Here is an 11,410-nt window from a genome sequence, read left to right as displayed (position 1 = left end):
TTGTCCTTTCCTTTTCGGCAGGCCCCTTCGGCCCACCCTTAGGCAAGGATTCTCAAACTTAGCTGCACGCGTACGGCTAAGTTCAAGAGAAAAAGCAAAGTGTTCGGTTCAGCCTGCAAATCAACTCTTCCGCGTTCGATCTCTGAGCCTTCGTGGAGTATGCATACGGCTCCTCGGAATGCGCTCGAAAGGGAGTACAATAGAGCGTTCTCTTTGTACGAAATGAGCGAAAGGCAGCATCGAAGGCATGGTAGCAACGAGTGAAACGACGTCGTCCGAGTCTCTTCAGACGGCACCTCCGCAAGGTTCTGGATCGCCCGAGCGAAAGCATCCGAAAGAAGATAAAGTCACGCGCATGGGCACGGCGTCCATTCCTCGCCTGATCGTGGAATTTGCCATCCCCTCTATCCTGGGCATGCTGGTAAACGGCGCATACAACCTGATTGACTCTATTTTCCTTGGACAGGCCATGGGCGAGATCGGCCTGGCTACGGCAACGGTTGCCATGCCTATTATGACGGTGTTCATGGCTATTGCCATGCTGGTGGGCAACGGCGGCAATGCGCTGGCCGCGCTGCGCATGGGCGAAGGCAAGCGCGACGAAGCCGAGCGAAGCTTGGGCAACACCGTTTCGCTTTCTATCGTCATGTGCATCATCGTGGCCGTGATCGTGCATATTCCCCTTTGCATAGACGGGTTGTTGAAGGTATCCGGCGCAACGCCGGAAGATTGGGAATATGCGCGCTCGTTCATTCAGATTATCTCTCTGGGATTCATTTTCCAGTGCATCGGCATGGGCGTGAACAACTTTATCCGTACTGCTGGCGCCCCTAATCGTGCGCTGTCTACCATGATCATCGGCGCGGTGGCCTGCACGGTGTTCAATTACTTGTTCGTGATGGTGTTTGGTTGGGGCGTGCAGGGCAGCGCGCTTGCCACGGTGTTCGGCCAGGCAATCTCGTGCGCGTGCGTGCTCTGGTACTTCATTTTCACCAAAAACGTTCCCATGAAACTGCGCTTGCGCAGCATGTCCCTTCATGGTCGAACGGTGAGTCTTATCGTGTCGTTGGGTCTGGCAAGCTTCGCGGTTCAAGCGGGCATGGCCGTGGTCAACTTCGTGCTCAACAACCTGCTGAATATGTACGGCTCCATGAGCGTTTTGGGTGCGGAAGGCGCTCTTGCATCTATCGGCGTGGTGCAACGCGTGGCTATGTTCGCCGTTCTGCCGTTGATCGGCGTTGCTATCGCGATACAGCCTTTGCTGGGCTTCAACTACGGCGCCCATCTGTTCGAGCGCGTGAAAAAGACGCTCTGGTATGGTATTTTCGGCGCTACGGGCATAGGTTTGGTGCTGTGGGCCCTCGTGCATATCTTCCCGGAAGAGATCGTGGGCTTCTTTGGCATCGTGGATCCGAACTTGCAAGACTTCACGGTGTTCGCGCTGAAGGTGCAGCTGATCATGCTCCCGTTCATTGGGTTCCAGATTGTGGGATCGAACTACTTCCAAGCTACGGGTCAGCCTGCGAAGTCCATCTTCTTGTCGCTGACGCGCCAGATTCTGTTCCTGGTTCCGCTGCTTGTTTGCCTGCCGATGGTTTTGCCGGGTTGGTTCCCGCAGTTTACCAGCCTGGATGCGCTGTACTTCGCCACGCCGATTTCAGACTTCCTGGCTATCTTCGTTACGGTTGTGTTCATTGTTGTGGAAATGGGTCGACTCAAGAAGCTTGAGGCAGGCGAGATCAAAGCCAAGTTCTAAAAGAAGCGCGGTATCGGACTGTTTGAACGATACCGCGCGTTCACGTTTGCGGCTGTGCGCTTGCTTCGGCTTGCTTTGCGCGAATCGGCGATTGTCACCCTTGCGATGACTTCTTGATTCACAATTAGGGAAACGTGCGCTAGCATAGACGCCTTGCAATATCGAGCTGAGATGAAAGAGAGTCTTCGCATGGAAGAAGCACGCAGCAAGGTGCAGAAGAAGGGCGCGGCGTCCCGCACGCGTTCGATAGCGTTCGTTGGCCTTTCGATTGCCATCATGGCCGTTTCCGCTTGGGTGACCGTTCCGCTGGGTCCGGTTCCGTTCACGTTGCAGATGTTCGCGTTCGCATTTGCCATTCTGGTGCTCACGCCCAAGCAGTGTCTTGCTGCGATTGCCGGCTATCTGGTGTTGGGCGCTATCGGGCTGCCGGTGTTTTCCAGCATGCGTGGCGGCATCGGCGTTCTGGCAGGCCCCACGGGCGGTTACTTGTGGGGATGCCTGGTGGGCGCGGCGGTAGTGCTTCTGGTGCTGCATGCGCTGCGCGGGCGCTTCGAGGGCGACGGGAAAGTTTCCGTGGTGAAGGGGCTGGTGCTGGACGTTGCCGTTTGCCTGGTGTTTCTGTGCGTGGTGTACGTGTGCGGCTGGGCGCAGTTCATGGCGGTGACCGGGACCGATCCCATGGCTGCGTTCATGACCACGATTGCTCCGTTCGTGGTGGTCGACGTGCTGAAGATGGTGGCGGCTGCCATCTGCGCACGTGCCGTACGCACCGCCGTGCCGCAGCGATAGACGCGGCAGCAGAGCGTGCGGACCCGCATTACGGGTCCGCACATGGAACGGGGGCGAGGTCGTTGACCTCGCCCCCGTTCCATGTGCCCCACGCTAGAAGCGCAATTTCCTACGCTTGGTAGACGACGGCGCCCGAAGTGAAGCCGCCGCCGAAAGCGACAAGCACTACGATGTCGCCCGGTTTGATGCGTCCGTTCTCGTAGGCGTCCGCCAAGGTCATCGGAACGCATGCGGCCGATGAATTGCCGCGATGGGCGATGGAGACCTGGAAGAAGTCAAGCGGACGCCCCATTTTCTTCGCAGCATATTTGATAATGCGCTCGTTAGCTTGATGAGGGACGACAAGCGCCACATCATCAAGCGTCAGGCCTGCGCGCTCCAGAGCGGAGAACACAGCGACGGCCATGGCGTCTGCCGCGAACTTGAACACCTTCGGTCCGTCCATTCGCAGCACTTGACGTGGTTCACCGGCTGCAATCAGCTGCGATATGCCCAGCTCTTCATCAATGGACGTCAACGATCGGTCGTTCGATCTTGCATTGACGCTCACGCCGTCCGCATCGAAAGGAATTGGGGAATCGTAGGCAGCAGGGCACGTGAGCGCATTGGAGGGATCGTCCTCGTTTGCAATGAAGCTGCTCAAGATGCCCGCGCGATCCTGATCCCATTCCGCCACGACCGCTCCGGCTCCGTCGCCGAACAGCACGCACGTGTTGCGGTCGTCCCAGTTGGTGATGCGCGACAAGCGCTCCGACCCAACGATGAGCGCCCGGCGAATAGGGTTGCGCCCCTTTGCGCCTGCGACGTCGGGCGCGCATGCCGCCATCATCGATTCTGCGACCGAGAGGCCGTACGCGAATCCTGAGCATGCGGCGTTCAAGTCGAATGCCGCGGCGTTCGAGAGGCCTAGGCGTTTGCGCAGCAGCCCCGCGCACGAGGGGACCATCACGTCGGGCGAGATGGTGGCGAAGATGACAAGGTCGATCTCGCTGGCGTTCACGACGCGCTCCGCGTATCCGCCTTCGCTCCAGCCGAGCGCTTGACGTGCGGCGCTTTCGCTCAGGTCGGTGCTTGTTTCGCCAGCGGCGATGCGTCGGCTTTCGATGCCGGTGCGCGATGCGATCCATTCGTCGCTTGTATCCACCAGCGTTGCCAGTGCGTTGTTGTCGACGTCTAGCGCGGGAAGCGCTTTCCCGCATCCGATGATCGTGCAGCCCATAGTGCTCCGTTCCCGGCCGCCAGGCAGCCGGGCCTGGCGAGCAAATACTTTGATAATCAAACTAAAAGTAGTATAGCATTGGCGCCAAGTTTGCATCGGGCGATGCGGCTTGCTTTACGGAAACATCAGGCTACCTTCACAATGGAGCTCGGACAAGGGGCGCTTTGAGGTGCATCTTGGTGGTCGGCGGCATGCGGCTCGAGGGAAGATGCGTTTTCGGCTGCGCTCCGTGCGGGCTCCCTGCGCGCGGTTCTGCTTCGGCTTCGCGCGTCCTGTCAAAACGAGCGAGTTTTGCTGGTCTTCGAGCTAGGATAAAGGCTTATGGCATCTACATGACCTGGGGCGATACAAAATGCGTCCCAGAAGCTGCTCCCTCAGGGGCGGAAAACCGCCGCAAAACTCGATCGTTTTGACAGGACGCGATCAGGCTTCGTTGCCGAGTTGGCTCGATGCGGCCTGGGGGCATCGCCGTACGTCGCATGCTGCATGCTGTACGCCGTGGCGATTGCAACGTGCGGCTCCAGCATGTTCGCGCTCCGCATGTCGCACGGCCCCGATGCCCGAGCCTTTCGCATTCTGCACTCCCCGCTCCGCACGGCTCGGCAGGCTCGCGCCTCGTTCCGCGCGCTGACGCGTCCTAGCGCGCGGCGTCCGCGAGCGCTAGGAACAGGGGAGCGTTGTCGTCTAAGTACTCGGGGTGCCACTGAACGCCCAGGAAAAACGTGCGCGTGGGATCTTCCAGGCCTTCGATCAGCCCGTCGTCGCTGACGGCTGACACGCGCAGCGACGGTGCGACTTCGGATACCGCCTGGTGGTGCATCGAATTCACGGTAATCGTGCGTTGCGGGCCTTCGATCTGCGGATCTGCCCGAAGCGCGCGTTCCAGCGCGCTGTCGACAACAAGGCGAACGTTTTGCTGCGTCGCATTGTAAGGCGGACTTTGCTGGTGCCTTGCCGCAGTAAGTCCGCAGGCGTGCACGTCCTGGTGCAGCGTGCCGCCGAGGGCTACGTTCATAACTTGCATGCCGCGGCAGATGCCCAGCGTGGGAATGTCGAGTTCGTGCGCGAGTCGGGCAAGCTCCAGCTCCAGCGCGTCGCGCGTGTCGAACACGTAGGTTGTTTCGGGAAGCTGCTCGCGGTCGCCGTAGCGAGCTGGCGCGATGTCGCCTCCGCCGGCAAGCACCAGTCCGTCGATGCGCTCGATAAGCTCACGTGCGACGCGTTCGTTGTCTTCGTCCGTGCCGTCTATCGGCGGCAGCAGAACAGGAACAGCTCCCGTGGCGGCAACGCGTCGCACGTACTCTGCCGTAACGCGTTCGACGGGAACGCGCTCGTCTTTTTGCTCTTCCACCACGAAGGTGGTCGTTATGCCGATGATCATGCGCTCGTTCCCCTTCCGGCGCGGGCCGCACCCTCTTTGCGTTCTTAATACAGTGTTCGTCTGAGCAGTTCGAACAGCGTTTCGCAGGAAAAATCCCCCCGCTTGACGGAGGTGAGCATGCTAGCCCATACGAAAACGCACAGGGGTTCAGGCGCAAGGGGGCCTTCGAGTCGCTCTTTGACGATGCGGGGATCGCGCTCGACTGCGTAGATCAGGCCTTTTCGGATGTGCGCAAAGCACGCTTCCTCGCGCAGGTGCGCGGCGGCAAGATCGTGCGTGTTGAGCGTGGATACCTCTGCCAGCCAGTCGTTGCGAAACTTCTCGAGGGCAACCGAAAGCTTGGCGGCAAGGTCTCGGCAGAGATCCACGAAGTCGCCGTTTCCAGTAGCCAACGGCATGAAACAAGAAAGCGATTCGTTCCAGAATTTTCCCACCACATCGTTGACCAGGTCGGACTTTGTGGGATAGGAGTTATAAACCGTGCCAACGGCAACGTCGCAGGATCGTGCGACCTCCCGGATGCTCAATCCCGAAAGGCCTTTCGTGCTGGCCAGCTCGAATGCTGCATCCAGTACCTGCTGCTTGGTGATGACGGGCTTATTACCCATGGAAGCCTCCCGTACGAAGGGTAGTCGGTGCGCGACGATCCTCATTGTAGAGGAAGGATGCGAATGAGGGCGTGAAGAAACCGTGGCGATCTTCCAGACTGCTTGCCATAAGCAGAGCCTCTTTTTAATATGAACCTTGTTCATTAATGAACAAGGTTCATATATAGACGGGCGACAGCCCGATAACGAAAGGAGCATACAATGAGCTGGGATTTGATTGCGGCGAGCACCGCCATTACGTTTGCGCTGATCCTGTACACCATCGGCGTGTTCGGTGAGCGTCGATCGGGGACTCTGTCGTTTCGTCATGTGGTTCTGTTCTGGGCGGGCCTGACTTGCGACACGACGGGAACCATGCTCATGAGCAACATCGCGCAGCAATCGGGCGCGTCGGGCTTTGGCGTGCATGCGATTACCGGCATGCTGGCTATCGCGCTCATGTTGATTCACGCCACTTGGGCAACCGTCACGTACGTCCGTCAAAACGAGCGTTCGATGCTGCGATTCCATACGTTCAGCACGGTGGTATGGCTTGCTTGGTTGGTTCCGTACATCATTGGCATGCTGGTGGGCATCCCCGCCATTCACTTGCAAGCAGTGTGCGCTATCGGAACGAGCGTCGTGATCGTTGCCGTTCTTGCGTTCGCGCTTTTCCGTTCGACGCGCCGCCATACCCATCATCCGGTACGCTAACGTTTTCGCGCAACTTACCGTCCCGGTTGATCAGTGCGGATGTCGGCCGGGATGGATGGCAGGGCAATGATGAAGCAGGCGCCGCCGTCGGGCAAGTTAATGGCCTCGACGGTGCCGTCGTGCGCTTCGGCCACGGACTTCACGATAGCCAGGCCCAACCCCGTGCCGCCCGTTCCGCGACTTCGCGAAGCGTCGGTGCGGTAGAAACGGTCGAACAAAAGTTTTGGATCTACGTCGCCGAAGCCGGTGCCGTCATCTCTCACGGCGATGATGGAGTTGCCCCTCAACCCGAACAGTTCGATGGTGATGTGGCCGCCCGGTTCGATGAACCGGCTTGCGTTCTCCACCAGGTTCGTGACAGCCTGCTTGAGCCTGTCGGGATTTCCCAGCACGTCGGGCGCTTCTCCTATGATCTCGGTGTGCGCCTGCCGATCCCGTAGGATGGGCTCCAGCGCATCGACCACGCCCGAGGCAAGCTCCCGAAGGTTCACGCGCGAAAGCTCAAAGGGCATGCTGTCGTCTTCTATGCGCTGGAGGGTGAGCAGGTCGTGCGTTAGGCGGCTAAGGCGCTCGCTCTCGTTGATGATGATGGAGCAGAACTTATCGTGCAGCTCCGAAGGAAGGTCGGGATCTTCCAGCATTTCGGCGTTGCCGCGGATGGCGGTCAAAGGGGTTCGCAGCTCGTGGGCAACGTCGCTGATGAAGGCAGCTTGGCGACGCTCTTTCAACGCCAGATCGTGCTGCTGCGTCTTTGCCGTTTGGACAAGCGCACGGAAATCGTTTGCCAAATGGTCGGCCTCCAGCATTCTGCCATCCGCCTCGATGGACACGTCCATGCCGGATCGGTACGCGGCGGTTTTCTTGGCCAGCATGCGTAGCGGCTCTGACAGAAAATGACCGATGACCAGGCTTAAGGGAAACGTAACCAGCAGGACGGGAATCAGCAGCAAAAACGCCCTCGGCGGAGTGCCGAAGGCGAGAAGGCAAACCAGGAGAACAACTGCGCTGGCAAGCAGCGAAAGCAAGGTTGCCAGCAATGAAAAATATGTCTGTAGCCTTTTTATTGCTTGAACCTGTATCCGTATCCGCGTACCGTTTCTACCAGGCCGGGATCGTAACCGGCGGACTCAATCTTATCACGCAGACGCTTGATGTGCGTGTCCACGGTCTTGGTTTCGGTCAAGTATTCCCAACCCCAGGCGTCGCGGAGCAGATCTTCGCGCGAAACCACTTTTCCGGCGTTCTTCATCAGGCTGGCCAGTAGCTCGAATTCGCGCGGCGTAAGCTCGATTTCGCCATGCTGGCCCGATGCCGTGTGGGCGTCTTCATCCAGGGTAATACCGCTTGCGGTGACCGCATGGTTGGCTCCGGGGAAATCTCCGCCCGATCCGCGGCGCAGCAGCGCGCGCACACGTGCGATCAGCTCGCGCACGCCGAAGGGCTTGGCCAGATAGTCGTCCCCGCCAATTTCCAGGCCGACCACTTTGTCCAGCTCGGTGTCGCGCGCCGAAAGGAACAGGACGGGGACGGTGGTCTTCGAGCGCAGGCGACGGCACAGCTCGTAGCCGTCCATGCCCGGGAGCATGATGTCAAGAACGAACAGGTCGTAAGAGTTTTTCGTGGCCAGCGCCAGGGCGTCTTCGCCGTTGTCCACGACGTCGGTGTAGAAGCCCTCTTTTTTCAGAGCGTAGCTGACGAATTCGGTTATCGACGGCTCGTCGTCTACAACGAGGATGCGATGCGGGGTGTCGTTCATGTGGTGCCTTTCTATCAGATAGGTCCCGTGGCCGCTGCCTGACAGATGAGCGTAAGCGGGTTGCTATAATGACGAGAGCAACTATAAACATTTCGGGCGCCGTATAAGGAGACTGTCAGAAACATGTTACTTGCTATCGACGTGGGGAACACGCAAACGGTATTCGGCATCTACCAGGAAGGGGCTCTTCGGTTTCGGTGGCGCGTGGCCACCAACAAACGCCATACGTCGGACGAGCTCCGCGTCAAGCTGGTGCCTTTGCTGAGCTCCGAGGGGATTGCGTTCGACGACCTGGACGGCGTGGCGCTTGCCTCGGTGGTTCCTCAGCTGACGGCGGCGTGGTGCGACGCGACGAAGCGCATGATCGGCAAGCATGCGCTGGTGTGCTCGGCCGAAACCGCAGGGAATTTGTTCGAGGCCGATTATCCCAACCCGCACGAGATCGGTGCGGACCGCGTGGCCGACGCAGTGGCGGCGAAGGCGCTGTACGGCGCGCCGGTGATCGTGGTCGATTTCGGCACGGCCACCAACATGGAGGTAGTGGACGATCAGGGTCGGTTTGTGGGCGGCGTGATCGCTCCGGGCATCGAAACGTCGTCGTCGGCGCTGTTCGATCACGCGACCAAGCTGGGCGCCATCGACCTGGTCGATCCCCACACCGCCATCGGGCACAACACCGAGCAGGCCATTCAGGCGGGCATCGTATACGGCGAGGCTGATCGCGTGGACGGGCTGGTGCGCCGTATCTTCGATCAGCTGGGCTACCAGACCACCGTGGTTGCTACGGGCGGGCTTGCTTCTCGCGTGGCCGCTCAATCGCAGACCATTACGACGACCAATCCCGATCTGACGTTGGAAGGATTGCGTTTGGTGTACGAGGCGTCGGCGGACCAGGCGGAGTGCGGATTGTGCGACCGCATCGCCGCATCCTAAGACCTTCGGCCGCATGCCCGCCGTTTTGCGCCGGTGCGCGCGCTATACTTCATAATTCCGAAAAGTCCAGACCAATCCAAGAAAGTGAGGGCCCGACGTGTTGAGTGACATTGAAATTGCCCAAGCGACCACCCCCGAGCACATCAGCGCTATCGCCAAGAAGGCGGGCGTGCCGGAGTCGTACCTGGAGATGTACGGCACCAACAAGGCGAAAGTCGACTACAACTTGCTCGCGGACGTGGAGCACGCTCCGGGCAAGCTCATCCTGGTCACGGCCATCAATCCCACGCCGGCCGGCGAAGGCAAGACCACCACGACGGTGGGTTTGGCCGACGCGTTGGCCCTTCAGGACAAGAACGTGGTCGTGGCTTTGCGCGAGCCTTCGCTCGGCCCCGTGTTCGGCATCAAGGGCGGCGCGGCGGGCGGCGGATACGCCCAGGTCATTCCCATGGAGGACATCAACCTGCACTTCACGGGCGATTTTCACGCCATCGGCGCGGCCAACAACCTGCTGGCGGCCCTGCTGGACGCGCACATCCACAACGGCAACGAGCTGGGCATCGACGTGCGCAAGATCACGTGGAAGCGCGTGGTGGACATGAACGACCGCCAGCTGCGCAACATCGTGGACGGTTTGGGCGGCAAGGCGCACGGCGTGCCGCGCGAGGATGGCTTCGACATCACGGTTGCCTCCGAGGTCATGGCCATCTTCTGCCTGGCCACTTCCATTACCGATCTCAAGGAGCGCCTGGGTCGCATCGTGGTGGGCTACACCTACGACGACAAGCCTGTCACGGCGCACGATCTGCATGCCGAAGGCGCCATGACTGCTTTGCTGAAGGATGCCCTGAAGCCGAACCTGGTGCAGACGCTCGAGGGTACGCCGGCGTTCGTGCACGGCGGTCCCTTCGCCAACATCGCGCACGGCTGCAACTCCATCATGGCCACGCGCATGGCCATGGCGCTGGGCGATTACTGCGTGACCGAGGCCGGTTTCGGTGCCGACCTGGGCGCGGAGAAGTTCCTGGACATCAAGTGCCGCCTTGCGGGCCTCAAGCCCGACGCTGTGGTGGTGGTTGCCACGGTGCGCGCGCTCAAGAATCACGGCGGCGTGGCGAAAGCTGACCTCAACGAGGAGAACCTGGAGGCCCTGGAGGCCGGCCTGCCCAACCTGCTGCAGCACGTGGAGAACATCACGAAGGTGTACAACCTGCCGTGCGTGGTTGCCATCAACGCGTTCCCGACCGACACTAAGGCCGAGTTGGACCTGGTGGAGGCCAAGTGCCGCGAGCTGGGCGTGAACGTGGCGCTGTCCGAGGTGTGGGCCAAGGGCGGCAAGGGCGGTCAGGCGCTGGCCGACGAGGTGGTGCGCCTGTGCGAAGAGGGCGACGCCGAGGGCCGCAGCGCCGAGACGTTCGAGTTCTCCTACGACGACGATTTGACGCTGGCTCAGAAGATCGAGGCCATCGCGAAGCGCATCTACCACGCCGACGGCGTGACGTTCGAGCCGGCTGCGAAGAAAGAGCTGGCGCAGCTTGAGGCGCTCGGGTTCGGAAACATGCCCGTGTGCATGGCCAAGACCCAGTACTCGTTCAGCGACGACCAGACCAAGCTGGGCGCTCCGCGCGACTTCACGGTGACGGTTCGCCAGGCGAAGGTGTCTGCGGGCGCCGGATTCGTGGTGGCCCTGACGGGGTCCATCATGACCATGCCCGGCCTGGGCAAAAGCCCGGCTGCGTTCAAGATCGACGTGGACGAAACCGGCAAGATTTCCGGACTGTTCTAGTCTGTTCCGCCGTTCGGAGAACGGCGGAGTGCGCCTAACCCGTCCGCCGTTCTCGAACGGCGGACGGGCCGGCGCTGCGGGCTTCCACGGCGCCTCACCTCGCCCCTTTTTCGCTTGCCCTCACGTGCGAAGCACGCTCGGCCGCGAAACGGGCCGATCCGGGGCGCCGTGGAAGCCCTCGCTGACTTACTGCGCCAACCTGGGCGACAGGGCTCCGGCGGCTTGCGTGCTGCGGGCTTCGCTCTCGAACGGGGTCATGCTGATCGAGGCTCGACGGCGCACTGGTCTTGGTTTGCCGCCGATGCGAAATCGCGCGGAAACCCTCGTTCGTGCTGAAAATTTACGTTTGCGAACGATTTTTCGGGCCTACTTTAATATAAGTTATAAAGTAAGTATATATAATACCTGGTCACGAAGATGCGCCTCTGTTTATTCGCGGAAAAGATCATTCGCAAACGTAAATTTTCAGCACGAACGAGGGTTTTGGAA

The 11,410-nt window shown here is 60.3% G+C and carries 10 protein-coding genes; 5 read left to right on the top strand and 5 right to left on the bottom strand.

From position 1 onward, the window contains the following. Window positions 1–247: 247 nt before the first annotated feature. Together DMP08_RS10085 and DMP08_RS10080 are read left to right on the top strand one after the other, a co-directional pair. A complete protein-coding gene (locus tag DMP08_RS10085) occupies window positions 248–1,756 on the top strand; it encodes an MATE family efflux transporter (RefSeq protein ID WP_123192762.1) in 1,509 nt (502 codons plus the stop codon). 189 nt (window positions 1,757–1,945) lie between these two features. After that, complete coding sequence (locus DMP08_RS10080; protein WP_123192761.1) at window positions 1,946–2,545, top strand: biotin transporter BioY; 600 nt, start codon at window positions 1,946–1,948, stop codon at window positions 2,543–2,545. Between the two features lie 109 nt (window positions 2,546–2,654). Here the strand turns inward: DMP08_RS10080 and DMP08_RS10075 are convergent, their stop codons facing one another. The 3 genes from DMP08_RS10075 to DMP08_RS10060 form a co-directional block, all read right to left on the bottom strand. Next, window positions 2,655–3,764: a 3-oxoacyl-ACP synthase III family protein gene (locus tag DMP08_RS10075; protein ID WP_123192760.1), complete on the bottom strand. Its 1,110-nt coding sequence runs from the start codon at window positions 3,762–3,764 to the stop codon at window positions 2,655–2,657. A gap of 637 nt (window positions 3,765–4,401) precedes the next feature. Beyond that, the gene (locus tag DMP08_RS10065) at window positions 4,402–5,145 is read right to left on the bottom strand and encodes a gamma-glutamyl-gamma-aminobutyrate hydrolase family protein (RefSeq protein ID WP_123192758.1); all 744 of its coding nucleotides are present in this window, start codon (window positions 5,143–5,145) and stop codon (window positions 4,402–4,404) included. Between the two features lie 44 nt (window positions 5,146–5,189). Next, window positions 5,190–5,753 carry a TetR/AcrR family transcriptional regulator gene (locus DMP08_RS10060; RefSeq protein ID WP_123192757.1) on the bottom strand — a complete coding sequence of 188 codons (564 nt, stop codon included), beginning with the start codon at window positions 5,751–5,753 and terminating at the stop codon, window positions 5,190–5,192. Window positions 5,754–5,954: 201 nt separating this feature from the next. Here DMP08_RS10060 and DMP08_RS10055 point away from each other — a divergent pair, with 201 nt between their 5' ends. Next, window positions 5,955–6,446, top strand: coding sequence for an HsmA family protein (locus DMP08_RS10055; protein WP_123192756.1), 492 nt, complete (start codon window positions 5,955–5,957; stop codon window positions 6,444–6,446). Between the two features lie 14 nt (window positions 6,447–6,460). Here DMP08_RS10055 and DMP08_RS10050 read toward each other — a convergent pair whose 3' ends face one another. After that, complete coding sequence (locus DMP08_RS10050; RefSeq protein WP_123192765.1) at window positions 6,461–7,396, bottom strand: sensor histidine kinase; 936 nt, start codon at window positions 7,394–7,396, stop codon at window positions 6,461–6,463. Between the two features lie 110 nt (window positions 7,397–7,506). After that, entirely contained in the window at window positions 7,507–8,202 is a 696-nt protein-coding gene (locus DMP08_RS10045) for a response regulator transcription factor (protein WP_123192755.1), read from the bottom strand. 123 nt (window positions 8,203–8,325) lie between these two features. Here DMP08_RS10045 and DMP08_RS10040 point away from each other — a divergent pair, with 123 nt between their 5' ends. Both DMP08_RS10040 and DMP08_RS10035 read left to right on the top strand, forming a co-directional pair. Continuing rightward, the gene (locus tag DMP08_RS10040) at window positions 8,326–9,135 is read left to right on the top strand and encodes a type III pantothenate kinase (protein ID WP_123192754.1); all 810 of its coding nucleotides are present in this window, start codon (window positions 8,326–8,328) and stop codon (window positions 9,133–9,135) included. A 97-nt stretch (window positions 9,136–9,232) separates the two neighbouring features. Continuing rightward, window positions 9,233–10,921: a formate--tetrahydrofolate ligase gene (locus DMP08_RS10035; protein WP_114567268.1), complete on the top strand. Its 1,689-nt coding sequence runs from the start codon at window positions 9,233–9,235 to the stop codon at window positions 10,919–10,921. Window positions 10,922–11,410 lie beyond the last annotated feature (489 nt).

The sequence above is a fragment of the Paraeggerthella hongkongensis genome (assembly GCF_003726035.1).
In the GTDB taxonomy this organism is placed as follows: domain Bacteria; phylum Actinomycetota; class Coriobacteriia; order Coriobacteriales; family Eggerthellaceae; genus Paraeggerthella; species Paraeggerthella hongkongensis.
This window is presented reverse-complemented; position numbering and strand designations above follow the sequence as displayed.

What these genes read in the sequence shown, in the direction of transcription:
- DMP08_RS10060 (WP_123192757.1), bottom strand. Translation starts at nt 5,753, where the DNA reads ATGGGTAATAAGCCCGTCATCACCAAGCAGCAGGTACTGGATGCAGCA.
- DMP08_RS10085 (WP_123192762.1), top strand. Translation starts at nt 248, where the DNA reads ATGGTAGCAACGAGTGAAACGACGTCGTCCGAGTCTCTTCAGACGGCA.
- DMP08_RS10055 (WP_123192756.1), top strand. Translation starts at nt 5,955, where the DNA reads ATGAGCTGGGATTTGATTGCGGCGAGCACCGCCATTACGTTTGCGCTG.
- DMP08_RS10065 (WP_123192758.1), bottom strand. Translation starts at nt 5,145, where the DNA reads ATGATCATCGGCATAACGACCACCTTCGTGGTGGAAGAGCAAAAAGAC.
- DMP08_RS10080 (WP_123192761.1), top strand. Translation starts at nt 1,946, where the DNA reads ATGGAAGAAGCACGCAGCAAGGTGCAGAAGAAGGGCGCGGCGTCCCGC.
- DMP08_RS10045 (WP_123192755.1), bottom strand. Translation starts at nt 8,202, where the DNA reads ATGAACGACACCCCGCATCGCATCCTCGTTGTAGACGACGAGCCGTCG.
- DMP08_RS10075 (WP_123192760.1), bottom strand. Translation starts at nt 3,764, where the DNA reads ATGGGCTGCACGATCATCGGATGCGGGAAAGCGCTTCCCGCGCTAGAC.
- DMP08_RS10040 (WP_123192754.1), top strand. Translation starts at nt 8,326, where the DNA reads ATGTTACTTGCTATCGACGTGGGGAACACGCAAACGGTATTCGGCATC.